The sequence below is a fragment of the Nocardioides sp. CFH 31398 genome (assembly GCF_022436705.1).
Taxonomy (GTDB): domain Bacteria; phylum Actinomycetota; class Actinomycetes; order Propionibacteriales; family Nocardioidaceae; genus Nocardioides.
Map to the genome: position 1 here is coordinate 124,329 of NZ_JAKUHT010000013.1, position 24,477 is coordinate 148,805.

A 24,477-nucleotide genomic window follows, 5' to 3' on the forward strand; every position below is an offset into this window, starting at 1 on the left:
CGGTGTCGGCTTGTGTCAGCGCAGGCCGGTCGCGATGACGTCGCGGACGTCGGCGTCGCGGAAGGTGAAGCCCGACCCCTCGAGCGCGACCGGGCGCGCGCGGACCGAGCCCAGCAGCTCGGGGCCCATCGCCCCCGCCGCCTTGTCGAGGACGAAAGCCGGCGCCGCGAAGAACGCACGGCGGCGGACCGCCGACGCCAACGCCTGCGTGAACTCGGCGTTCGTCGGGACGTCCGGGCACACCAGGTTCAGCGGACCGCTGAGGGTCTCGTGCTCCGCGGCGTGCACGGTCGCGGCGACCCAGTCGCGGCAGGAGATCATCGGCATGTACTGGCTGCCGTCGCCCAGGCGGGCGCCGAGGCCCGCCTTGAACAGAGGCAGCAGCATCTTCAGCGGCGCGGCGCGGCGGTCCATGACCGGCGCGGTGCGCAGGACGCACACCCGGGCGCCGGCCTCGGCGGCCGGGTCGGCGGCCGCCTGCCACTCCCGGGTCACCGACGTCAGCAGCGCGTCGCCGCGGCTGTCGGCGCTCTCCGACAGCGGCTCCGCGCCGTGGTCGCCGTAGTAGGAGATCCCGTTGCCGGCGAGGAACGCGGGCTTGCGCTCGGCGTCCGCGACGACCCCGGCGAGCAGGCTCGTCGTCCGCACGCGGGTCTCCCGCAGCTCCCGGGCCCACGCCTTCGAGTGCGGGTTGCCCGCGGTGGGCGAGCCGGCGAGGTTCACCACCACGTCGGCGCCACCGACCAGCGTGCGGTCCAGCGCCCCGCCCTCCGGGTCCCACGTGGACTCGTCCGGCCCCTCGCTCGCGCGGCGCACGAGGCGGGTGACCTCGTGCCCGCGCTCGCGCAGGCGGCGTACCAGGTGGCTGCCGAGGAACCCGGAGGATCCTGCGACGACGACCTTCATGACCTCAGCCCTCCAGGGTGGACGGGTTTGACGGGTCTCAGACCTCGAACTGTCCGGCCTCGAGACGCTGCTTGACCTCGCGGAGGAAGCGACCGGCGTCGGCGCCGTCCACGAGGCGGTGGTCGTAGGTCAGCGCCAGGTAGACCATGTGGCGCACCGCGATGGTCTCGCCCAGATTCGGGTCGTCGATGACCACGGGCCGCTTCACGACGGCGCCGGGGCCGAGGATCGCGACCTGCGGCTGGTTGATGATCGGGGTGTCGAACAGGGCCCCGAAGCTGCCGAGGTTCGTGATCGTGAAGGTGCCGCCGGACAGGTCGTCCGGGCCGATCTTGTTGGTGCGGGTGCGCTCGGCGACGTCGGCGATCTTCTTCGACAGCCCGGCGATCGACAGGTCGCCCGCGTCCTTGACGACCGGGGTCAGCAGGCCCTTCTCGGTGTCCACGGCGAAGGCGACGTTCTCGCGGTCGTGGTAGGCGACCTCGCCCTTCTCGGCGTCGATCGTCGCGTTCAGCTTCGGGTGCTGCTTGAGGGTGTCGATCGCGGCCTTGGCGAAGAACGGCAGGTAGGTGAGCTTGACGCCCTCGCGGGCCTGGAACTCGGCCTTCTTCGCGTCGCGCAGGCGGGCGACGTTGGTGACGTCGACCTCCATGACCTGGGTCAGCTGCGCCGACGTCTGCAGCGAGTCGACCATGCGGGTGGCGATGACCTTGCGCAGGCGCGACATCGACTCGGTCGTCCCGCGCAGCGGCGACGGGTCCACCGCGGGGGCGGACGGCGCCGCGGCGGAGGCGGCCGGGGCGGACGACGCCGCGGGAGCGGACTGCGCCGGGGCCTCGGCCGCCGCGGACTCGCGGGCCTTGGCCGCGTCGAGGACGTCCTGCTTGCGGATCCGACCGCCGACGCCGCTGCCGGTGATGCTGGACAGGTCGACGTCGTGCTGCGCGGCGAGCTTGCGCACGAGCGGCGTCACGTAGCCCGCGCCGTCGCCGGCGCTGCCGCCCGACGAGGACGACGAGGACGACGAGCTCGAGGTGGTGGACGACGCGGCCGGGGCGGCGTCCTCCTTGGTCGGGGCCGGCGCCTTCTCGGCAGCGGGCTCCTCGGCGTTCGTCTCGGCGGCGGCGCCCTGCTCCTCGGAGCCGGCGTCGGAGCCGGAGTCGCCCGCGGGGGAGTCGGACTTCTCCGACTCGGGGGTCTCGTCGCCGGCGGGCAGCTCGCCCTTCTCCTCGGCGATCTCCTGCTCCTGCTCGGCCTTCTTCTCGGCCTCGTCCTCGTCCTTCGGCTGCGCCTCGGGGGTCGCGGTGCCGCCCTCGCCGGAGCCGACGAGCGCGAGCTCGGCGCCGACCTCGACGGTCTCGTCCTCCTGGACCTTGATCTCCAGCAGGGTGCCGGCGACGGGGGAGGGGATCTCGGTGTCGACCTTGTCGGTCGAGACCTCGAGCAGCGGCTCGTCGACGGCGACCTCGTCACCGACCGACTTCAGCCAGCGGGTCACGGTGCCCTCGGTGACCGACTCGCCCAGCGCGGGCAGCGTCACCGCGGTCGCGTCGTCGGACCCACCGCCGGAGCCCCCGGAGCCCCCGGAGCCACCGGAGCCACCGGAGGCCTGCGAGGAGTCGCCGGACTCCGCGGCCGGGGCCTGCGTGTCGTCCTGCTTCTCCTTCTCCGGGGTCACGTCGCCGTCGGGCAGCTCGCCGCCCTTCTCCTCGGCGATCTGCTCCTCCTGCTCGGCCTTCTTCGCGGCCTCGTCCTCGTCGGCGGGCTGCGCCTCCGGGGTGGCCGTGTCGTTCGCCCCGTCGTCGGCCGAGCCGGAGCCCTCGCCTTCCTCGCCCACGGTCGCGAGGACGGCGCCCACCTCGACGGTCTCGTCCTCCTCGGCCTTGATCTCGAGCAGCGTGCCCGCGACCGGCGAGGGGATCTCGGTGTCGACCTTGTCGGTCGAGACCTCGAGCAGGGGCTCGTCGACGGCGACCTCGTCACCGACCGACTTCAGCCAACGGGTGACGGTGCCTTCGGTGACGGACTCGCCGAGGGCCGGGAGGGTGACTTCGGTGGCCATGAGGCTTCTTCCTTCGCAGGTGTTCGGTCAGGCGTGAGCGTGGAGCGGCTTGCCGGCGAGGGCCAGGTGGGCCTCACCGAGTGCTTCGTGCTGCGTGGGGTGGGCGTGGACGAGCGGCGTGACGTCCTCGGGGTGAGCCTCCCAGCCGTAGATGACCTGGGCCTCGCCGACGAGCTCGCCCACGCGCTCGCCGACCATGTGGATCCCCACGACGGGACCGTCCGTGCGGCGGATGAGCTTCACGAAGCCGGAGGTACCCAGGATCTGGGACTTCCCGTTCCCGCCCAGGTCGTAGGTGACGGTCTCGACGGCGTCCTCGCCGTACGCCGTCACGGCGGACGCCTCGTCGAAGCCGACCGAGGCGACCTCGGGGTGGCTGTAGGTCACGCGGGGGATCGCGGACTCGTCCACCGGCTCGGGCTCGAGCCCGGCGATGTCCTCCGCGACGAAGATGCCCTGCGCGAACCCGCGGTGCGCGAGCTGCAGGCCGGGCACGATGTCGCCGACGGCGTACGTCCGCTCGACCCCGGTGCGGCACCGTTCGTCGGCGAGCACGAACCCGCGGTCGACGGTGACGCCGAGGTTCTCGAGCCCGACGCCCTCGGTGGCGGGACCGCGTCCGACGGCGACGAGGATCCGCTCGGCCTCGACGACCTCGCCGCCCGTGACGGTCAGCGCGACGCTGCCCTCGCCGACCTTGAGGCTCTCGTACGCCGTGCCGGTGCGGACGGTGATCCCGCGCTTCCTGAACGCGCGCTCGAGGGCCTTGGACGACGCCTCGTCCTCGCCGGGGACCAGCCGCGGCAGCGCCTCGACGATGGTCACCCGGGCGCCGAAGCTCGCCCACACGGAGGCGAACTCGCAGCCGATGACCCCGCCGCCCAGCACGACGACCGACTCGGGCACCTCGGAGAGGGCCAGGGCGTGGTCGCTGAGCAGCACGCGGTCGCCGTCCGGGGTGATGCCGGGCAGGGAGCGGGCGTAGGAGCCGGTGGCGAGCACGAGGTGCTCGCCGGTGTACGTCGTCCCGTCGACCTCGACGGTGCCCGGCCCGGTGACGCGGCCGGCGCCCTCGACGACGGTGATGCCGCGACCCCTCACCAGGCCGGTCAGGCCCTTGTAGAGGCGGCCCACGACCTTGTCGCGGTAGGCGTTCACCGCGGGCATGTCGATGCCGTCGAGCGTGGCGCGCACGCCGACGGACTCCGCGTGGCGCGCGGCGTCCGCGACCTCGGCGGCGTGCAGCAGCGCCTTGGTCGGGATGCAGCCGACGTGCAGGCAGGTGCCGCCGACCTTGTCCTTCTCGACGAGGATGACGCGGAGGCCGAGCTGTGCCGCGCGGAGTGCGCACGCGTAGCCACCAGACCCGGCTCCGAGCACCAGCACGTCGGCGTGCGTGCCCGCGCTGTCCTGCGTCACTGCGCCTCGCCTCCCCGTCGTCGCGGTGCCGGTGACGGAGGTGGCGTCACGGCGCGACCATCCAACCACCCATGGGGGTCGAGGGGACACCGGGTGCACAGCGAGTTGGCACAATGGAGGTATGGCCCTGTTCGACCGGTTCCGCCGCGGAGGCGGCACCCGGATGCGCCGTCCCGGCGGGGAGACGGCCCGCACCGGTTCGACCACCGTGCGCGCCTCGGACCACGAGGACGAGAAGCATCTGCGGGAGTTCGTGACCGCACGCCGCGGCGTGGAGGGGTTCGTCGAGCCCCGCACCGCGGTCAGCGACGTGACCCTGCTGCTGGTGGCCCACGACGGCGAGTGGACGCGACGCCGCGTCCCGTCGGTGCAGTGGGCGCACTCCTTCTGCAACAAGCACCAGGTGCCGAGCTACGACGCCGGCCTGGTCGGCATCCCGCAGCGCATGCGCGACTACAACTCGCGCAAGCGCGCGGCCGAGAAGGCCGAGCGCAAGCGGCTGCTGGAGGGCTGAGCCCGGCCCCCTCGGGCGTCGGGTGGTCGTGCGGCACGCCGGCGCAGCGAGCGCGCGTCGTCGGGACCGCGACGGGTCGACGGGGCTACTCCGCGTAGGCGCGCGCCAGGTCCACGAGGGTCGCCACGGCGGTGCCGGTGCCGCCGGCGGTGACGTGGCCCCAGGCGTCGCCGGTGTTGAACGACGGCCCGGCGATGTCGAGGTGCGCCCACGGCAGGCCGTCGGTGAACTCGCGCAGGAAGGCCGCGGCGAACAGGCCGCCGCCCCAGCGGACGCCGTCCGCCTGGGCCAGGTCGGCGATCTTGCTGGACCTCACCCGGTCGGTCATCTCCTCCGGGATCGGCATGCCCCAGGACGCCTCGCCGGCGGCGCCGGCGGCGTCGAGGACCTGCTGGACCACGTCGTCCGTGCCGAGGACGCCGGTGACCCGCTCGCCCAGCGCCATGACCATCGCCCCGGTGAGGGTGGCGACGTCCACGATCGCGTCGGGCCCGGCCTCCACCGCCCGGCCGAGCGCGTCGCCCAGGATCAGGCGTCCCTCGGCGTCGGTGTTGGAGACCTCGACGGTCTTGCCGCGGTACATCGTCAGCACGTCGCCGGGGCGGGTGGAGGTGCCGGAGACCATGTTCTCGGCGAGCGGCACGAAGGTGGAGACGCGCACCGGCAGGCCGAGCGCGGCGATCGCGAAGGTCGCGTGGGTGACGGCGGCGGCGCCGGCCATGTCGAGCTTCATCGTCGCCATCGACGCCGCGGGCTTGATGGACAGGCCGCCGGAGTCGAACGTGATGCCCTTGCCCACCAGGGCGAGGTGCCTGGTCGCGCCCTTCGGCTCGTAGGTCAGCTCGACCAGGCGCGGCGGGGCGGCGGAGCCCTTGCCGACCCCGAGGATGCCGCCGCAGCCCAGCTCGGCGAGCTCGTCCTCCTCGATGACGCGCAGGCCGACCTTCGGGGCGCCCCGACCCTTCGTCAGCGTGCCGTGGGCCTCGGTGAGGGCCTCGACGAACTGCGGCGGGGTCAGGTCGCCGGCCGGGGTGTTCACCCAGTCGCGGGCGGCGGCGACGGCCCCCGCGAGCAGCTCGGCCTCCTCGAAGGCGACCACGGTCTCCTTGCGCCGTGCGCCGTCGGTGAGGATCACGACCTCGCCGGGACGGCGGTCGGAGGCCTTCGCCTCGCTGCGGTAGCGGTCGAACGTGTAGCCGCCGAGGATCCACCCCTCGAGGACGGCGCGCACCAGCGCGGGCTCGTCGGCCGGCAGCGCCAGCGCGACCGAGGCGGCGTTGGGGATGCTGCGGGCGGCGACGCCGGCGGCCCGGCGTACGGCGTCGTGCCCCACGCTGGTCGGCAGCGACCCGCGGCGCTTCCTGCCGCCCTTCGACGGGGCGTCCGCGGAGCCCAGCCCGACGAGCACGAGCAGGGGCGAGGTGATCGTCCCGGCGGTCGGCACCTGGTGGACCTCACCGGCCTCGCCGGTCACGCCCAGCGTCGCCAGCAGCGGCTGGAGCCGGCGGCCCCACGCCTCGCCGACGGCATCGCCCGCGGGGTGCAGGCGCGGCCCGGAGTCGGTGGGGAGGACCCCCACCACCACCGCGTCGGCGCGGGTGCTGGCGGGGCTGGCCTTGCGCAGGGCGTACGTGGTCATCCGTACGAGCGTAGACAACGTCGGCCTGCGCTAGCGTCGCCGCCTGTGGACGACACGACCGCCGCCTCGCCCCTGCAGCCCTCGCCCCTCGCCGACCGGCACGCCGCGCTCGGTGCGAAGCTCGCCGCCTTCGGTGGCTGGGAGATGCCGCTGGAGTACGCCACGGGCGTCGTCGCCGAGCACACCGCGGTCCGCGAGAGGGTCGGGCTGTTCGACGTCAGCCACCTCGGGACGGTGCAGGTCACGGGGCCCGGCGCGGCGGCGTACGTGAACGCGACGCTGAGCAACGACCTCCGGCGGATCAGTCCCGGCCAGGCCCAGTACACGCTGTGCTGCGACCCCGCGACGGGCGGCGTCGTGGACGACCTGATCGTCTACCTGCACTCCGACGAGCGCCTGCTGCTGATGCCGAACGCCGCCAACGCCGCCGAGGTCGTACGCCGCCTGGTCGCCGAGGCGCCCGACGGCGTCCGCGTCGACGACGAGCACACCGACCACGCGGTGCTCGCCGTCCAGGGGCCGGCGTCCGCCGCCGTCCTCGACGCGCTCGGGCTGCCCACCGGACACGACTACATGAGCTTCCTGGAGGCGCCCGTGCCCGGCGGCTCGGCGGACCTGGTGGTGTGCCGCACCGGCTACACCGGCGAGCACGGCTACGAGCTGGTCGCCCCGGCCGCCTCCGCGGGCGCCCTGTGGGACGCGCTGGTCGAGGCCGGTGAGCCCCACGGCCTGACCCCCGCCGGGCTCGGCGCCCGCGACACGCTGCGCACCGAGATGGGCTACCCGCTCCACGGCCAGGACCTCTCGCTCGACACGACGCCGGTGCAGGCCCGGATGCGGTGGGCGGTGGGCTGGGACAAGCCGTCGTTCTGGGGCGACACCGTCCTCCGCGCCGAGCGCGAGGCCGGCGCCGCCCGCTCGCTGCGCGGGCTGCGCGCGACCGGCCGGGGGATCCCGCGCCCGGGCATGACGGTGACGTTCCAGGGCGAGCCGGTGGGGGAGCTGACCTCGGGCACCTTCTCGCCGACGCTGAGGACGGGCGTCGGCCTCGCCTACCTGGCGACCGGCAGGGGCATCGAGGACGGCGCCGTCGTCGAGGTCGACGTCCGCGGCCGCCCGCAGCCGTTCGAGGTCGTCCGGCCGCCGTTCCTCGACACGTCGGTGCGGTCCTGACGCCTCCGCCGTCCTCCCGCTCGCTGTCGGCGGCCGCGCGTAGCCTGCGGGCATGAGCCTGCCCGACCAGCCGCCGACGTTCCGTCCGCCCACCCCGGCGGAGCGGCCCTGGTGGTGGCGCCTCGAGGACGCCGCCGGCGCCGAGGTCCGCGTGGGCGAGGCCCACGCCGACGCCCGCTTCCCCAACCAGGGCGACGCCGAGTCGTGGGTGGGCGAGGTCTGGCGGCTGCTCGCCGACGAGGGCGTCGAGCAGGTCACGCTCTTCGAGCTCGACCGCCGCGTCTACGGGCCGATGTCGCTGCGCGCCTGACGCGCCGCGGCTCCGCGCCGGTCCGGGCCACCGCCGGTCGAGCCTGTCGAGACCTCGACCGCCCGCGGCGTCCGAGCCCGCCGGTGCGGCCGGCGGCGGGTGTCCGCGGCGAGGTCTAGATTGGCCGCGTGCGCGCGTACCTCGACCTCCTCGACCACGTCCTGACCCACGGCGTCGAGAAGGCGGACCGGACGGGCACCGGCACGCGGAGCGTGTTCGGGCACCAGATGCGGTTCGACCTGCGGGAGGGGTTCCCGCTGGTCACCACGAAGAAGGTGCACACGCGCTCGGTGTTCGCGGAGCTGCTGTGGTTCTTGCGCGGCGACACCAACGTGAAGTGGCTTCAGGACCGCGGCGTGACCATCTGGGACGAGTGGGCGGACGCCGACGGCGACCTCGGGCCGGTGTACGGCGCGCAGTGGCGCTCCTGGCCCACCCCGGACGGCGGGCACGTCGACCAGCTCGCCCAGGTCGTGGAGGCGATCCGCTCGGACCCCGACTCGCGCCGCCACGTGGTGTCGGCGTGGAACGTGGCGGACGTCCCGCGGATGGCGCTCGCGCCGTGCCACACGATGTTCCAGTTCTACGTCGACCCCACCGACGGGGGCCGGCTGAGCTGCCAGCTCTACCAGCGCAGCGCGGACGTGTTCCTCGGCGTCCCCTTCAACATCGCCAGCTACGCCCTGCTGACCCACATGGTCGCCCAGGTCACCGGCCTCGGCGTGGGGGACTTCGTGCACACCCTCGGCGACGCGCACCTCTACTCGAACCACCTGGACCAGGCCCGCCTGCAGCTCACCCGCGAGCCGCGCCCGCTGCCGACCCTGTGGCTCGACCCGAGCGTCACCCAGCTCGACGCGTTCGACCTCGAGCACGTCGCGGTCGAGGGCTACGACCCCCACCCCGGCATCAAGGCCCCCATTGCCGTCTGAGGCCGGGGTGGGGGCGGCCGGCGGGAAGCGGGTCGTCCTCGTCGCCGCCGTGGCCCGCAACGGCGTCATCGGCAACGGCCCCGACATCCCGTGGCGGCTCCCCGGCGAGCAGCGGCTGTTCAAGGAGGTCACGCTCGGCCACGTGCTGCTGATGGGGCGGACGACGTACGAGTCGATCGGTCGCCCGCTGCCGGGTCGCACCACGATCGTGCTCACCCGCGACCCCGACTGGAGCGCGGACGGCGTCCTCGTCGCCCACACCCTCGACGACGCGCTCGCGCTCGCCGCCCAGCAGCCCGGTGACGTGATGGTCGCCGGTGGCGGCGAGGTGTACGCCGCCGCGCTGCCGCTCGCGGACGAGCAGGTGGTCAGCGAGGTCGACCTCGAGCCGGAGGGCGACGCCTTCTACCCGGCGTACGACGCGGCGGAGTGGGAGGAGACCGCGCGCGAGCCCCACGACGGCTACCAGCGCGTCTTCCTGCGCCGGCGGCTGGCACGCTGAGCGCCATGGAGCTGCGCATCTTCACCGAGCCCCAGCAGGGCGCCACGTACGACGACCTCCTCGCCGTCGCGAGCACCGCCGAGGAGGAGGGGTACGGCGCGTTCTTCCGCTCCGACCACTACCTGTCGATGGGCGACGGCGACGGGCTCCCCGGCCCCACCGACGCGTGGACGACGCTCGCCGGGCTCGCCCGCGACACCCGCACCATCCGGCTCGGCACGCTGGTCACCAGCGCCACGTTCCGCCACCCCGGGCCCCTCGCCGTGACCGTCGCCGGCGTCGACCAGATGAGCGGCGGGCGCGTCGAGCTGGGCCTCGGCGCCGGCTGGTTCGAGGCCGAGCACACGGCGTACGGCATCCCGTTCCCGAGCCTCGGCGAGCGGTTCGACCGCCTCACCGACCAGCTCGCGATCCTCACCGGGATGTGGGCCACCCCGGTCCACGAGACGTTCTCCTACGCCGGCCGCGCCCACGAGGTCGTCGACTCCCCGGCGCTGACCAAGCCGGTCCAGGAGCCGCTGCCGGTCATCGTCGGCGGGCGCGGGAGGAAGCGGACCCCGGCGCTCGCGGCGACGTACGCCCACGAGTTCAACGTGCCCTTCAGCGACCTCGCCACGACCCGGGAGACCTTCGACATGGTGCGCACCGCCTGCGAGGGCGTCGAGCGCGACCCCTCGACGATGCAGTGGTCGGCGGCGCAGGTGCTCTGCGTCGGTGCCGACGACGGCGAGGTCGCCCGCCGGGCCGCCGCCATCGGCCGCGAGCCCGACGAGCTGCGCGAGAACGGCGTCGCCGGCACCCCCGAGCAGGCCGTCGAGCGGCTCCGGGCGTACGCCGACGCCGGGTGCGACCGCGTCTACCTCCAGGTCCTCGACCTCGGCGACCTCGACCACCTGCGCCTCGTGGCCGCGGAGGTCATGCCGCACGTGTGAGGAGCGCGCCGGAGTCGGGGATGTCGGCGTCCGGCGTTAGATTGAGTCCCATGAGCGCCGCGACCCCTTCCGACCCGGGAGCACCGTTCGGTCGCGTGCTCACCGCGATGGCCACCGCGTTCGCCCCCGACGGCTCCGTCGACCTCGACGGCACCGCCGCGATCGCGCGCCACCTGGTCGCGCACGGCCACGACGGCGTCGTGGTCTCCGGGACGACGGGGGAGTCGCCCACCACCAGCGTCGCCGAGGACGGCGAGATCCTGCGCGCGGTCCGTGACGCCGTCGGCGACGACGCCGTCGTGGTCGCCGGGGTCGGCACGAACTCGACCGCCCACAGCGTCGAGCTCGCCGAGCAGGCCGCCAAGCTGGGCGCCGACGGGCTGCTGCTCGTGGCGCCGTACTACTCCAAGCCGGGCCAGGCCGGCGTCCTGCAGCACTTCCGGGCCGTCGTCGGCGCGACCGACGTCCCCGTGATGCTGTACGACGTCCCCGGCCGCACCGCCACCCAGATCGGCCTCGAGACCTACGAGGCCGCCATCACGCTCGACCCCGTCGTCGCGGTCAAGGACGCCGTGGGCGACTTCGCCCGCGGGGTCCGGCTCCGCGAGCTCGGCTACGCCGTCTACTCCGGCGACGACGAGGCGAACCTCGGCTGGCTCGCGCACGGCGCGGCCGGCTTCGTCAGCGTCGTCGGCCACGTCGCGGGCGACCGCCTGCGGCAGATGGTCGACGCCTGGCACGCCGGCGACACGGCCGGCGCGCTCGCGGCGTACACCGCCACGATGCCCGCCGTCGACGCCGTCATGGGCGCCGCCAACTACGGCGCCACCACCGCGAAGGCCGGGCTCGAGCTGCTCGGCGTGCTCGACAACCGCCGCGTCCGCGGCCCCCTGGTCGAGCTCGACGACGACGAGGTGGCCGCGCTGCGCGCCGGCCTGGTCGCCGCCGGGCTCCTCTGACCCACGTCCCGGAAAGGACCCATGACCCACACCCACCCCGAGCTGTCCGCACCCGGGCCGCTCGCCCCCGGCGCCCTGCGCGTCATCCCCCTCGGCGGCCTCGGCGACGTCGGTCGCAACATGACCGCCTTCGAGTACGACGGCCGGATCCTGCTCGTCGACTGCGGCGTGCTGTTCCCCGAGGACCACCACCCCGGCGTCGACCTGATCCTCCCCGACTTCGAGCCCATCCGGGACCGCCTCGACGCCGTCGAGGCGCTCGTCCTGACGCACGGCCACGAGGACCACATCGGCGCGACGCCGTACCTGCTGCGCGAGCGCAACGACATCCCGCTCGTCGGCTCGAACCTCACCCTGTCGCTGGTGCGGCCCAAGCTGCGCGAGCACCGGCTCAAGGAGACCGTCCACTTCCCGGTGAAGGAGGGCGAGTCGCTCACCTTCGGCCCGTTCGAGCTCGAGTTCGTCGCGGTCAACCACTCCATCCCGGACGCCCTGGCGGTGGTCATCCGCACCGGCGCCGGCACCGTGCTGCACACCGGCGACTTCAAGATGGACCAGCTGCCGCTCGACGGCCGGATCACGGACCTCAACGCCTTCGCCCGCCTCGGCGACGAGGGCGTCGACCTGTTCATGACCGACTCCACCAACGCGGAGGTCCCCGGCTTCACGACCTCCGAGCAGGAGATCACCCCGGTCCTCGAGCGGGTCTTCGCGCGCAGCAAGCAGCGGATCATCGTCGCCTGCTTCGCGTCCCACATCCACCGCGTGCAGCAGATCCTCGACACCGCGGTCGCGAACAACCGCAAGGTGGCGTACGTCGGCCGCTCGATGGTCCGCAACATGGGCATCGCGCAGGACCTCGGCTACCTGACCGTCCCGCCGGGCGTCATGGTCGACGCCAAGGAGCTCGCCAAGCTGCCGCCCGAGCGGCAGGTGCTGATCTCGACCGGCTCTCAGGGCGAGCCCCTGTCGGCGCTGTCGCGGATCGCCCAGCGCAGCCACCACTTCGTGCACATCGAGGAGGGCGACACCGTCGTCCTGGCGAGCTCGCTGATCCCCGGCAACGAGAACGCGGTCTACCGCGTCATCAACGGGCTCACCCGCTGGGGCGCGGAGGTGGTCCACAAGGGCAACGCGCTCGTGCACGTCTCCGGTCACGCCAGCGCCGGCGAGCTGCTGTACTGCTACAACATCGTCAAGCCGAAGAACGTGCTGCCGATCCACGGCGAGATCCGGCACATGCGCGCCAACGGCGACCTGGCCCGCCGTACCGGGGTCGAGAACGTCGTCATGGCCGAGGACGGCGTCGTCGTCGACCTCGCCGACGGCGTCGCGAAGGTCGTCGGCAAGGTCGACTGCGGCTACGTGTTCGTGGACGGCTCGTCGGTGGGCGACCTCACCGAGTCGCTGCTGAAGGACCGCCGCGTGCTCGGCGAGGAGGGCTTCGTCTCCGTCATCGTCGTCGTCGACTCCGTGACCGGGAAGGTGGCCGCCGGCCCGACCATCCAGGCCCGCGGGCTCGCCGAGGACGACAAGCGGTTCAACGACATCCGCCAGCCGATCATCGACGCGATCGACGCCGCGGTGGCCGAGGGCGTCCGCGACTCCTACCAGCTGCAGCAGACCGTGCGCCGCGTCGTCGGCCGCTGGGTCAACAAGTCGCTGCAGCGCCGCCCGATGATCATCCCGGTGGTCATCGAGTCCTGAGGGCTCTGCCGCCCTCGTCGACGTGGGCGGCGTCCCCGGCGCGCTAGGTTGCGCCGGTGGACGTCGCCAGCCTCGTCGCCAGCACGCTGCTGGTCGTCGAGTACGTCGTCAAGGTCGCGGCCGTCGGGACGGTCCCCGAGGGCCGCAACCCCGGGTCGTCGTCCGCGTGGCTGATGGCGATCTTCTTCATCCCGGTCGTCGGGCTGCCCCTCTACTGGATGATCGGCAGCCCGTTCGTCACCGGTCGGCGACACGACCTGCAGAACGAGGCGAACCGGCTGCTCATCGAGCACACGATGGCCATGCCGGGCGTGCCCGACGGCGCCGCCCCCGGGCCCGGGCTGACGACGCTGCCGCGGATGAACCGCACGCTGACCGGGATCCCGGTGGTCGTCGGGTCGGACGAGGGCACCTACGGCGACACCGCCGCGGCCTTCAAGGCGATGGCGGAGGCGATCGACCGCGCCGAGCGGTTCGTCCACGTCGAGTTCTACATCGCGAGCTGGGACGACGTCACCGACCCCGTCTTCAGCGCGCTCGTCGCCGCCCGGGCGCGCGGCGTCGAGGTGCGCTTCCTCATGGACCACCTCGGCTCCCGGGCGTACGACGGGTTCGCCGCCCTCCAGCGCCGCCTCACCGAGGCCGACATCGACTGGCGGCTGATGATGCCGATCCAGCCGTTCCGCGGCCGCTGGCGCCGGCCCGACCTCCGCAACCACCGCAAGCTGCTCGTCGTCGACGGCACGCGGGCCTTCGTCGGCTCCCACAACCTCATCGCGCCGTCGTACGGCAGCGAGAGGAACGCCCGGGTCGGCCGGCTGTGGAAGGACCTGTCGATCCAGGTCGGCGGCGAGGTCGTCACCGCGATCGAGGCCGTCTTCGCGACCGACTGGTACGCCGAGACCGGCGAGCGGCTCGCGCCCGACCTGTTCTTCGCCGGGCACGAGTCGCACCCGCCCGGCGGCCGGTACGACGCGATGCAGCTGGTGCCGTCGGGACCGGGGTTCCCCACCGAGCCCAACCTGCGGATGTTCACCCACCTCGTGCACCAGGCCGTCCGCTCGGTGTCGATCACCAGCCCGTACTTCGTGCCCGACGAGGCGCTGCTGACCGCGATCACCTCGGCGGCCTACCGCGGCGTGCGGGTCGACGTGTTCGTGGGGGAGAAGGCCGACCAGTTCGTCGTGGGGCACGCCCAGCGCTCGTACTACACGACCCTGCTCCAGGCCGGCGTCCACCTGCACCTCTACCCGGCGCCCGCCGTCCTCCACGCGAAGTACATGACCGTCGACGGCCACGTCGGCGTCATCGGGTCGTCGAACATGGACTACCGCTCGTACGCGCTGAACTACGAGGTCATGCTGCTCGGCTTCGGCGGCGACCTCGTCGACCGGCTGCTGGCCAGCGACGCCGAGTACCTCGCCGTCTCCCGCGAGCTCACCCTCGACGAGTGGCGCACCCAGCCCCTGCGCGCCCGCTACGTCGACAACGTCTGCCGTCTGGCGTCCTCGCTGATGTAGGGAGGCACGGCGGTCGAGGTGCGACGCGCCCGGGCGAGGAGCCTCGGGACCCCGCGCGTGAACGTGGGCTCGTCACCGGTTTCGAGGCTCCTCGCCGTACGACGCCGCGAGCCTGCGGAAGCCCTCGTCGATCCCGACGCGCGGCGTCCAGCCGAGGACCTCGCGGGTGCGGCGCTGGTCGAACCAGTGGGCGGTGGTGAGCTGCTCGACGAGGAAGCGGGTCAGCGGCGGCGTGTCCGTACGACGGGTGGCCGCCCAGACGCCGTCCACGACGGCGCCGGCCGCGGCCGCGGCCGCCACGGGCAGTCGCAGCCGGGGCGCCGGGAGGCCGGCCGCACGGCAGACGCGGGTGAGGATCTCGGCGACCGTGCGCGGCTCGCCGCCGGAGACCACCAGGGCCTCCCCGTGAGCGCCGTCGGGCGAGCCGCAGGCGTCGACCGCGGCGACGAGGGCGTCGGCCGCGTCGTCGACGTAGGTGGTGTCGATGAGCGCCGTGCCCGACCCGAGCACCGGCAGCCGGCCGGCCCGGGCGCGCTCGACGAGCCGCGCCACGAGCTGGGTGTCGCCCGGCCCCCAGACCAGGTGGGGGCGGACGGCGAGCACCGCGAGGCCGGTACCCGGGGAGTCCGCCGAGAGGGCGAGCAGCTCGGAGGTGGCCTTCGTGCGGGCGTAGTGGCCCCGCGCCGAGGCGGGGTCCGCGGGGCCGGCGCCGACGCCCACCAGGGCGTGGCCGGCGTGGGCGACCGACGGCGAGGACACCTGCACCAGTCGCGCCACCCCCTCGGTGCGGCAGGCGTCGACGACCGCGCCGGTGCCGCCGACGTTGGCGCGCTCGAACTCCGCGGCGGGGCCGACGACGTCGACCTTCGCGGCGAGGTGCAGGACCGCGTCCTGCCCCCGCGCCGCCTCGCGCACCAGCCCGGCGCAGGCCGGGTCGCCGAGGTCGCCGAGCACCTCGCGCAGCCCGAGCCCCGAGGGCCGGCGCTGCATCACGGTCACCTCGTCGCCCCGCGCGGCGAGCGCGCGGGCGGTCGTCGCCCCGAGCAGCCCGGACGCGCCGGTGACCAGCACCCTCACGGGCGCCCCGCCAGCGCCCGGGCGGCCTGGCGCGCGACCTCGGCCCGGTCGACCTTCGACGCGTGCCGCACGTCGAGCGGCAGCCGGTCCGCGACGAGCACCGCCGCGACCGGTCGCCCCACCGCCGCGCGGACGGCGTCCGCGAGGTCGAGGTCCGCGCCCCGCACCCCGAGCGGCCCCCGTGGTCCGCTCCGGCGCGAGGACGCGGACCCACCCACGACGACCACCACGAGCTGCTGGGTGCCCTCGGGGCCCACGCCGACGGCGGCGGCCGCGGACACGCCGTCCACCGTCTCGGCGCGCTGCTCGACCCCCACCGGGGTCACGACGCCGTCGGCGGTGCGGACGACGTGCGCGAGCCGTCCCTCGACCCACAGGCGGCCGGCGTCGTCGAGGTGGCCGACGTCGCCGGTGCGGTGCCAGCCCGCGTACGCCGTCGAGCGGCGCTGCGTGAGCCACAGGTCGTCGTACCGGTCCTTCACGTGCGCGGCCCGCACGCAGATCTCACCCGTCCCCGCCGCCGTCTCGAGCGGCCCGGCGGCCTCCTCGCCGAAGGGGACCACCCCGACGGACACGCCCTCCAGCGGCCACCCGACGCAGACACCCTCGCCGGGGCCGGCCTCGCGGATCTGGTCCAGGGAGACGTCGGTGGCGGGCAGGGCCTCGGTCATCCCGTACGGCGTGTGCAGCGCCGCGCCGGGGAGGACCTCGGCGACCTGCTCGAGCACGCCCAGCGGCACGGGCGCGCCGGCCGACATGAGCAGCCGGACGCCGGCGAGCGCGGCGCGCTGGTCGTCCGTCGTCTCCTCGCGGGTGGCGACGACCCGGCGCAGCGCGGCGGGGGAGGCGAACACCACCCGCGCGTCGACCGCCGCCACGGCGTCCGCGAGCAGCGGCGCGGTGAGCGTGTCCGGCGCGGTGACGTCGATCGCCGGCACGGCGGAGGCGAGCCCGAAGGCGGGCCCGAACAGCGCGAACGGGGCGAAGGCGGCGACGAAGGCGTCGTCGGGGCCGAGGTCGTACGTCGCCCTCACCAGGTCGACCTCGGCGCGCGCCTGGCGGTGCGTGTAGGCGACGCCCTTGGCCGGGCCCGTCGCACCCGAGGTGAAGAGGATCGCGCAGTCGGCGTCGAGGTCCGGCTCCGGCAGGTCGCCCGCGGTGGCGCCGGCGCCGAGCGCGACGAGGCCGTCGAGGTGCTGCGAGACGCCCAGCAGGAGGGCGACGGGTGCGGCCAGCGGGTCCACCGAGATCCGCGAGCCGGGCAGCCCCATCGCGCGGGCGGCGGCGAGGCCGGTGCGGCGTCCGACCACGTGGTCGAGGGTGGCGCCGCGCAGGGCGCGCCGCATCCCGGCGAACCCCAGCCCCTTGTCGGCGACGACGACGACCGCGCCGGCCCGCCACGCGGCGTACACGATCGTGGTGAGGTCGGTGGACGGCTCCACGAGCAGCCCGATGCGGTCGCCGGGGCGGACGCCGGCCGCGCGGAGGCCGGCGGCGAGCGCGGTGACCCGGGTGGCGAGGTCGCGCCAGGACACGGTGGCGCCGCCCGCGGCGACCGCGACCGAGTCGTCGTCCGCGCGGGCGTCCAGGGCGGTCCACATGCGGTCGGCGCCGCCCGACGAGCTCTCGGCGACGGGTCGGGCGTCGGCGGGCGGGTCGAGCAGGTCGTCGAGGAACGCCGCGACGGCGTCCACGTGCTCGGGTGCGTCCTCGGTGACGAGGTGGGAGGCGCCCTCGAAGCGGTGCACCTGCGCCCGCGGCAGCCGGTCGCGCAGGTCGCGCAGGTAGCGCTCCCCGAAGACCGGGTCGCGCGGCCCCCACATCATGAGCGCGGGCACGTCGAGGTCGCGGATGTCCTCGGCGATCGTCGCGACCGCCGGGTACGACGGGTGGCCGGGGGAGAACGGGATGTCCGCGACGAAGTCCCCGACCGAGCGCCGGTGGTGCGAGTCGCCGTACGGCAGGGCGAGGGCGTCGCGGACGTCCTTCGGCAGCGCGGGCGACGACAGCGCCGAGGTGGCGCGGACGAAGATCGGGGTCGCGACGCACCCGAACGGGCGGACGCCGGGCGTGTGCGCCAGCCGGATCAGCGGCGGCCCGAAGTCGCCCGGGGGCTGCGCGACCGCGGTGTTGCCGACGACGATCCCGCGCAGCCGGTCGCGGCGTCCGAGGGCCCACCCGAGCGAGATGATCCCGCCCCAGTCGTGCCCGACGCTGACGACGGGGCCGTCGATGCCGAGGGCGTCGGTGAGGCGGCCGAGGTCGGCGACGCGCTCGGCGACGGTGTACGGCGGGTCGTCGTCCCCGAGCCGCTCGGAGAAACCCATGCCGAGCTGGTCGGGCGCGACGACGCGCCAGCCGTCGGGCACCCCGGCGAGCAGGTGACGCCACAGGTAGGACCAGGTGGGGTTGCCGTGGACGCACACCAGCGTGCCGTGGACGGGCTCGGCGCCGTTGTCGAGCAGGTGCCAGGTGCGCTCGACGCCGCGGCTGTCGGGGACGACGACGGTGCGCGACCAGGTCGGGTCGAGGCCGGGCAGAGCCCGGGGCACGGGCCCGGTCCCCACCGTGCGCAGCGCGCTCACCAGGCCAGCTCGAGGACGCAGGCGTTCAGGCCGGACCCGATGCCCATGAGCAGCACCCGGTCGCCGGAGGCCAGCGAGCCGGCCTCGCCGGCGAGGGTGAAGGGCACGGAGGCGGGCCCGATGTTGCCGTACTCGGGGAAGGTCCGGGGCACGCGCTCCTTGTCGATGCCGAGCCGGTCGCACAGCGCGTCGGTGTGGACCTGGGAGACCTGGTGGATGACGTAGCGGTCCATCCCGCCGTCCCACCCGTGGGCCCGGGCGGCCTCGGTCCACAGCGCGTCGGACAGGTCGAGGCCAGCTTCGAGCAGACCCTTGAGGTCGGTGACCATCGACTCGTTGTCGCCCACGCACAGCTCGTGGTGCTCGGTGCCGGCGCGGCTCACCGCGGCGACGACCCGGTGGCCCTCCGGGTGGTCCTCGGCGGGGCCGAGCACCATCGCCACGGCGCCCGACCCGAGGGTCAGCGCCGCGAACTCCGACATCACGTCGCGCGACGTCGACACGTCGTTCGACAGGCGCTCGATGGTCGACTCCGACACCGGCCGGGAGTCCTCGGCGTCCACGACGAGCGCGTAGTCGATCATCCCGGTCTCGATCATCGTGGCGGCGATCTCGATGCCGTTCATGAAGCCGAGGCAGGCGTTGGTGGTGTCGAAGTTCTGGCAGGACGTCGGCAGCCCGATGCGGTCGTGGATGACCACGGCGGTCGCGGGCTCCAGCCAGTGGCGGCTCAGCGAGGTGTTGACCATGAGGCCGATCCGCTCGGCGGGGACCCTGCTCGCCGCGAGGGCGGCCTGTCCGGCGGCGGCGGCGCCGGCGACGAAGTCGGCGTCGTCCTCACCCTCGCCCCACCAGCGTCGCTCGCGGATGCCGACGAGGCTCTCGAGCAGCCCGCCGCGCATCCGGGTACGGCGGTAGACGTCGGTCAGTCGGTCGTCGATCTCCGCGGAGGTCACGCGGACGGGAGCCTCGACGCGCTCGACGGAGAGGACGCTCGCGCGGGTGTAGTGGTGGGTCGAGTTCTGGGACACGGGTGGGTCCTGACGTCGGTGAGTGCCGTGGATGTCGGCTCCTCGACGGTAGGCGCGCCCCCGCCCCCCTCCGGTCCTCGGGGCCGTACCCCGCGGTAGCCGACATGCGTGCACTCAGCAGTCGTCCGACCCGGACGCCGCGACCATCAGGGGAGGCGCCGAGGTGGTCGAGCGGGGAGGAGCGCCGGCGGCGGGCGCGTCGGGACCGCCGGTCCGCGCGCGGGCCTCGTGGCCCCTCGTCGGGGCCCGGAGGCCCTCCAGATCCGGGGAGGAGGGCCTCGGTCACAGCCTGTGACAGACCCGTCGGCCGACACACGCGTGTGAAGCGTGTGACTGGTGTGACGAAGCCCTAGGGTCGGTTTCCATGGCGACCCGTACGTCTTCCCCGTCGGGGTCGCGGAGCTCGAGCACCCGTTCCGGCACGTCCGGGACCACCCGGTCCCGGTCGTCCACGACGGGCGGATCGAGCACCCGCACCCGGGGGACGACCACCCGCACCCCGGCGTCCAAGCGACCCCCGGCGAAGCGTCCTGCGCCCAAGCGGGTGCCGCCGCGCGCGGTGCGCAACGGCCCCGGACCGGTCGCCCGCTTCTTCGGCCTCGTCCTCCGCGCCCTCGCGGCGCTCTGGACCGGGGCCGCCACCGCCGTCGCCACCGTCGTCCGCCGCGTCGGGCACGGCGCGGCCGAGCTCGAGCCGGAGCACCGTCGCGACGGCGCCGGCCTGCTGATGATCGGCCTCGCCCTGGTCGTCGCCACCGGCGTCTGGTTCCAGCTGCCCGGCGGCGCGATGGAGCTGGTCCGCACCATCGTCACCGGCTCGGTCGGCACCGTCGGCTGGCTCGTGCCCCTGATGCTCGTCGCCATGGGGTGGCGCACGATGCGCGACCCGGAGCGCAACGGCCCTGTCGGTCGCCAGGTGATCGGCTGGACGGCGCTCGCGTTCGGCGTCCTCGGCGTCGTCCACATCGCCGCCGGCGACCCGCAGCCCCTCTACGGCGACGCCACCCCGCTGCGCGACGGCGGGGGAGCGGTCGGCTTCGTCGTCGCCAGCCTCCTGCTCGACCTGCTGCGGACGGCGTACCTCGTCGTCCCGCTCCTCGTGCTGCTCGCCCTGTTCGGCCTGCTCGTCATCACGGCCACCCCCGTCCACCGCGTGCCGACGCGGCTGCGCGAGGGCTACGAGCGCCTCATGGGCATGGCGCCGCGCAGCGAGGGCGCCGACGACCGCTACGACGACGAGCTCGACCCCTGGGACGGCGACCCGGCGTACGACTCCCCGGTCCTCGAGGACCCCGAGGTCGCCCGTCGTTCCACGCGTCGTCGCAGCACCCCGGACCCGATCGACGTCGCGCAGAGCCTGGACGACCACGCCGACGACACCGGCCACACCGGCCGTGACGACCACCGCGAGGCCGCGCCCGAGCCGGCCCCCGTGTCGCACGACCCCGCGCTCGACCTCGTGGCCGCGGAGCCCGTCCCGACGTCGCCCCGCCGTCGCCCCGGCGCGCGCCCGGAGCCCGAGGAGAAGGTCGAGCTCGAGCCGCCGCCGCACGCGGACCTGCCGCAGCGCGTCGAGCAGCTCTCCCTGTCCGGGGACGTCACCTACTCCCTGCCGACCAGCGAGGTCCTCAAGCCCGGCTCGCCGCACAAGGCGCGGTCGAAGGCCAGCGACGAGGTCGTCGACCGGCTCACCCAGGTGCTGCGCGAGTTCACCATCGACGCCACCGTCACCGGGTACACGCGGGGCCCGACCGTCACCCGCTACGAGGTCGAGCTCGGCCCCGCGGTGAAGGTGGAGAAGGTCACGGCGCTCTCCAAGAACATCGCGTACGCCGTCGCCAGCGCCGACGTGCGGATCCTGTCGCCGATCCCGGGCAAGTCCGCCATCGGCATCGAGATCCCCAACCTCGACAAGGAGATCGTCTCCCTCGGCGACGTGCTCCGGTCGAACGTCGCCCGCGGCGACCACCACCCGATGGTCGCGGGGCTCGGCAAGGACGTCGAGGGCGGCTTCGTCGTCGCGAACCTCGCGAAGATGCCGCACCTGCTCGTCGCGGGCGCCACGGGCTCCGGCAAGTCGAGCTTCATCAACTCGATGATCACCTCGCTGCTGATGCGGTCCACGCCCGACGAGGTCCGGATGATCATGGTCGACCCGAAGCGGGTCGAGCTGAACGCCTACGAGGGCATCCCGCACCTCATCACCCCGATCATCACCAACCCCAAGAAGGCCGCCGAGGCCTTGGCGTGGGTCGTGCGCGAGATGGACATGCGCTACGACGACCTCGCCAACTTCGGCTTCCGCCACATCGACGACTTCAACCGGGCGGTGCGGGCGGGCAAGGTCGAGGTGCCGCCGGGCAGCGAGCGCGAGCTGACGCCGTACCCCTACCTCTGCGTCGTCGTCGACGAGCTGGCCGACCTGATGATGGTCGCGCCGCGCGACGTCGAGGACGCCGTCGTCCGCATCACCCAGCTCGCGCGGGCGGCGGGCATCCACCTGATCCTCGCGACGCAGCGGCCGTCCGTGGACGTCGTGACCGGCCTCATCAAGGCCAACGTGCCGTCGCGGCTCGCGTTCGCGACGTCGTCGCTGGCCGACAGCCGCGTCATCCTCGACCAGCCCGGCGCGGAGAAGCTGGTCGGCCAGGGTGACGGACTGTTCCTGCCGATGGGCGCCTCGAAGCCGGTCCGCGTGCAGGGCTCGTGGGTCACGGAGAGCGAGATCGCCCAGGTGGTCGCGCACTGCAAGGAGCAGCTGACGCCGACGTACCGCGAGGACGTCACCGCGCCGGCGGCGTCCAAGCGCGAGCTGGACGACGACATCGGCGACGACCTGGAGCTCGTGGTGCAGGCCATCGAGCTGGTCGTCTCCACCCAGTTCGGCTCGACCTCGATGCTGCAGCGCAAGCTCCGCGTCGGGTTCGCGAAGGCCGGACGACTGATGGACATCCTGGAGAGCCGTGGCGTGGTGGGGCCCAGCGAGGGCTCCAAGGCGCGTGACGTGCTCGTGAAGCCCGACGAGGTCGACGGCGTCATCGCCACGGTGCAAGGGGAGCAGTGATGGGTGCAGCGGAGCAGTACGACGAGCGCGGGGCGGGTCCCGCCCGCGCCACGGGTCCCGACACGGGGACCATGACGGCGGTCGACGGCGAGCGCCGGCCCCCCGCCGAGCGACCCGAGCCGAAGGTCGTCGAGGTGCGCCGCAACCGCGTGCTCGCCGGCGTCGTCGGCGTGGTCGCGGCGGCCATCGCCATCGCCTACCTGGGGCGCGCCACGACGACCGGCGCGCCGCTGGACTGGGCGCTGACCGGCGTCACCGCCGTCCTCGCGGTGGCGTGGCTGTGGAGCCTGCTCGACGCACGCACGCCGCTGCTGGTCGCCGACGCCCACGGCGTCCGGGTCCGGCTCGGCCGCACCTGGGAGGGTCTGCCGTGGCGCGGGCTCGACCGGGTCGAGCACCACCCGCGTCGCGGCCTCGGCCGCGACGGCCGGATCGTGCTCGTGCCCCGCGCCACGACCCCGCTCCTCGAGGGCCTCGACGGCTCCGGACGTCGCCACGCCCGCGTCGCCGCGACGCTCCACGGTGCGCCGTTCGCGGTGCCCCTGGGCCTGTCGACCCGGCTCTCCGGGGTCGCCGCCGACGAGGTCGGCGACGTCCTGCGCAGCCTCGCCGGCGCCGACACCCGCATCGTCGAGCCGGAGCCCGCCGCCGAGCCGGCGCCCGAGGTCACCGACCGGACGGCTCCCGAGACCGAGGACCCCGACACCGAGGTCACCGCGCCCGTCCCGCTCACGGCCCCGGCCGCGCGGGTCCGCGGCCCCGAGCCCGAGCCCGAGCCCGAGCCCGCCGCCACCGAGCACACCGGCGACGCCGACGACACCGAGGACACCGAGGTCCCCGAGGCCGTCGCGGTGCCCGCGTCCGAGCGCCGGGTGCGCGACCCCCGCCCGACCCTGGCCCGTCTCATCGCCTGGCTCTCCGACCGCGACGAGGACCGCGGCGAGGACCAGGAGCAGGACCGGGAGCAGGACCGGGAGCAGGACGGCGACCAGGACGACGCGGAGCCGTCGACCGGGACGACCCGGTCGAGGGACGTCCAGCACGACGTGACCCCCGAGAAGCCCCAGGTCGACGAGGTCGACGAGGTCGACGAGGTCACCGAGACCCCCGAGCCGGCCCGCGAGCGCCGCGCGGCGGCACGCAGCGAGGTCCGTCACGCCGACGTCGCCCGGACCGGGCAGCAGCCGGCCCGTGCCGACGACCTGCCGGAGGTCCGCGCCCTGCGCCGGCCGGGCAGCGTCGACCTCGTCGGCGACGACGAGGTGTGGGGCGCCCGGGTCCGCCCGATCGCCCAGGGCGGCGCCCCGGTCGAGCCGCTCGCCATCGACGACTTCGGGGTCGAGCCGGCCGCCGACCCGGTCGTCGGTCCCGAGCTCGCCGCGGCCCGCACCCGGCTCTCGCTGTCGGTGGACCAGCTCGCGGAGCGCACCCGGATCCGGCCGCACGTCATCGAGTCCATCGAGGTCGACGACTTCGCGCCGTGCGGCGGCGACTTCTACGCCCGCGGGCACCTGCGCACCCTCGCGCGGGTCCTCGGCGTGGACGCCGCCCCGTTGCTCGCGGCGTACGACGAGCGGTACTCCGACGCCCCGATCGACCCGCGCCGCGTGTTCGCGGCCGAGCTGGCGACGGGGTCCCACGGCTCGATCCGTGGCACCCGCGGTGGGCCGTCGTGGTCGGTGCTGGTGGCCGCCGTGATGGTCGTCGTCCTCGCCTGGTCGGTCGCCCGTCTCGTCATGGACGACCCGGTCGACCTCGACCCGGCGCCGGCGCTGAACGGCTCCGCGGGCCCGGCGTCCCCGGCCCCGGTCGCCGACCCGGTCCCGCTGACGATCACCGCGGTCAACGCGGGCGCGACCGTGACGGTGACCGACGGTGAGGGCGAGGTCCGCTTCGACGACGACCTGGCGATGGGGGAGAGCACCGAGCTCGAGCTCGCCCCGCCCGTGAGGATCCAGACCTCGGACGGCGGGGCGATCGAGACCACCCTCGACGGCCGCGACAACGGGCCGCTCGGCGAGGCGGGCCAGCCCGCCAGCGACACCCTGGTCCCCCCGCGCTGAGAGGTGCAGGAGGCCACCGGGACCGGCGGCCGGGCCGCGCATTGGGGCGGACCCGGCCCGGCCGTCATACTGGGGGATCGCC

At 74.5% G+C, this 24,477-nt stretch carries 18 protein-coding genes; 11 read left to right on the forward strand and 7 right to left on the reverse strand.

Features of this window, described 5'->3' with window-relative positions:
• Nucleotides 1-15: 15 nt before the first annotated feature.
• From MJ876_RS13145 to lpdA, 3 genes are read right to left on the reverse strand one after another with little or no spacing between them, the layout of a single operon-like run.
• On the reverse strand, nucleotides 16-906 hold the full coding sequence (locus tag MJ876_RS13145; protein ID WP_240236753.1) for a TIGR01777 family oxidoreductase: 891 nt from the start codon (nucleotides 904-906) through the stop codon (nucleotides 16-18).
• A gap of 37 nt (nucleotides 907-943) precedes the next feature.
• On the reverse strand, nucleotides 944-2,968 hold the full coding sequence (sucB, locus tag MJ876_RS13150) for a 2-oxoglutarate dehydrogenase, E2 component, dihydrolipoamide succinyltransferase (RefSeq protein WP_240236754.1): 2,025 nt from the start codon (nucleotides 2,966-2,968) through the stop codon (nucleotides 944-946).
• A gap of 27 nt (nucleotides 2,969-2,995) precedes the next feature.
• A complete protein-coding gene (gene lpdA, locus MJ876_RS13155; RefSeq protein ID WP_240236755.1) occupies nucleotides 2,996-4,387 on the reverse strand; it encodes a dihydrolipoyl dehydrogenase in 1,392 nt (463 codons plus the stop codon).
• A 121-nt stretch (nucleotides 4,388-4,508) separates the two neighbouring features.
• Here lpdA and MJ876_RS13160 point away from each other — a divergent pair, with 121 nt between their 5' ends.
• On the forward strand, nucleotides 4,509-4,901 hold the full coding sequence (locus MJ876_RS13160) for a hypothetical protein (protein ID WP_240236756.1): 393 nt from the start codon (nucleotides 4,509-4,511) through the stop codon (nucleotides 4,899-4,901).
• Between the two features lie 85 nt (nucleotides 4,902-4,986).
• Here MJ876_RS13160 and MJ876_RS13165 read toward each other — a convergent pair whose 3' ends face one another.
• The gene (locus MJ876_RS13165; RefSeq protein WP_240236757.1) at nucleotides 4,987-6,540 is read right to left on the reverse strand and encodes a leucyl aminopeptidase; all 1,554 of its coding nucleotides are present in this window, start codon (nucleotides 6,538-6,540) and stop codon (nucleotides 4,987-4,989) included.
• Between the two features lie 45 nt (nucleotides 6,541-6,585).
• Between MJ876_RS13165 and gcvT the strand changes: the two genes are divergently transcribed.
• From gcvT to MJ876_RS13205, 8 genes are all read left to right on the forward strand, one after another.
• Complete coding sequence (gene gcvT, locus MJ876_RS13170; RefSeq protein ID WP_240236758.1) at nucleotides 6,586-7,713, forward strand: glycine cleavage system aminomethyltransferase GcvT; 1,128 nt, start codon at nucleotides 6,586-6,588, stop codon at nucleotides 7,711-7,713.
• Between the two features lie 52 nt (nucleotides 7,714-7,765).
• Nucleotides 7,766-8,023 carry a hypothetical protein gene (locus MJ876_RS13175; protein ID WP_240236759.1) on the forward strand — a complete coding sequence of 86 codons (258 nt, stop codon included), beginning with the start codon at nucleotides 7,766-7,768 and terminating at the stop codon, nucleotides 8,021-8,023.
• A 128-nt stretch (nucleotides 8,024-8,151) separates the two neighbouring features.
• Entirely contained in the window at nucleotides 8,152-8,955 is an 804-nt protein-coding gene (locus MJ876_RS13180; RefSeq protein WP_240236760.1) for a thymidylate synthase, read from the forward strand.
• A 7-nt stretch (nucleotides 8,956-8,962) separates the two neighbouring features.
• On the forward strand, nucleotides 8,963-9,457 hold the full coding sequence (locus MJ876_RS13185; protein ID WP_240236761.1) for a dihydrofolate reductase: 495 nt from the start codon (nucleotides 8,963-8,965) through the stop codon (nucleotides 9,455-9,457).
• A gap of 5 nt (nucleotides 9,458-9,462) precedes the next feature.
• Nucleotides 9,463-10,389: an LLM class F420-dependent oxidoreductase gene (locus MJ876_RS13190; RefSeq protein WP_240236762.1), complete on the forward strand. Its 927-nt coding sequence runs from the start codon at nucleotides 9,463-9,465 to the stop codon at nucleotides 10,387-10,389.
• 50 nt (nucleotides 10,390-10,439) lie between these two features.
• A complete protein-coding gene (dapA, locus tag MJ876_RS13195) occupies nucleotides 10,440-11,348 on the forward strand; it encodes a 4-hydroxy-tetrahydrodipicolinate synthase (RefSeq protein WP_240236763.1) in 909 nt (302 codons plus the stop codon).
• Nucleotides 11,349-11,369: 21 nt separating this feature from the next.
• On the forward strand, nucleotides 11,370-13,055 hold the full coding sequence (locus tag MJ876_RS13200) for a ribonuclease J (RefSeq protein ID WP_240236764.1): 1,686 nt from the start codon (nucleotides 11,370-11,372) through the stop codon (nucleotides 13,053-13,055).
• 56 nt (nucleotides 13,056-13,111) lie between these two features.
• Nucleotides 13,112-14,575: a phospholipase D-like domain-containing protein gene (locus tag MJ876_RS13205; protein WP_240236765.1), complete on the forward strand. Its 1,464-nt coding sequence runs from the start codon at nucleotides 13,112-13,114 to the stop codon at nucleotides 14,573-14,575.
• A 72-nt stretch (nucleotides 14,576-14,647) separates the two neighbouring features.
• On the opposite strand, the gene MJ876_RS13210 is transcribed toward MJ876_RS13205, so the two are convergent.
• The 3 genes from MJ876_RS13210 to MJ876_RS13220 are packed head-to-tail and all read right to left on the reverse strand — an operon-like array spanning nucleotide 14,648 to nucleotide 19,268.
• Nucleotides 14,648-15,652 carry an NAD(P)-dependent oxidoreductase gene (locus MJ876_RS13210; RefSeq protein WP_240236766.1) on the reverse strand — a complete coding sequence of 335 codons (1,005 nt, stop codon included), beginning with the start codon at nucleotides 15,650-15,652 and terminating at the stop codon, nucleotides 14,648-14,650.
• A complete protein-coding gene (locus MJ876_RS13215) occupies nucleotides 15,649-18,237 on the reverse strand; it encodes an alpha/beta fold hydrolase (protein ID WP_240236767.1) in 2,589 nt (862 codons plus the stop codon). Before MJ876_RS13215 ends, MJ876_RS13210 begins: the two co-directional genes overlap by 4 nt.
• Complete coding sequence (locus tag MJ876_RS13220; protein ID WP_240236768.1) at nucleotides 18,234-19,268, reverse strand: 3-oxoacyl-ACP synthase III; 1,035 nt, start codon at nucleotides 19,266-19,268, stop codon at nucleotides 18,234-18,236. The genes MJ876_RS13215 and MJ876_RS13220 overlap by 4 nt, the downstream gene beginning before the upstream one ends.
• Before the next feature lie 364 nt (nucleotides 19,269-19,632).
• Between MJ876_RS13220 and MJ876_RS13225 the strand changes: the two genes are divergently transcribed.
• Together MJ876_RS13225 and MJ876_RS13230 are read left to right on the forward strand one after the other, a co-directional pair.
• Nucleotides 19,633-22,332 carry a DNA translocase FtsK gene (locus MJ876_RS13225; RefSeq protein ID WP_240236769.1) on the forward strand — a complete coding sequence of 900 codons (2,700 nt, stop codon included), beginning with the start codon at nucleotides 19,633-19,635 and terminating at the stop codon, nucleotides 22,330-22,332.
• A complete protein-coding gene (locus MJ876_RS13230; RefSeq protein ID WP_240236770.1) occupies nucleotides 22,332-24,395 on the forward strand; it encodes a RodZ domain-containing protein in 2,064 nt (687 codons plus the stop codon). Before MJ876_RS13225 ends, MJ876_RS13230 begins: the two co-directional genes overlap by 1 nt.
• Nucleotides 24,396-24,477: the final 82 nt, after the last annotated feature.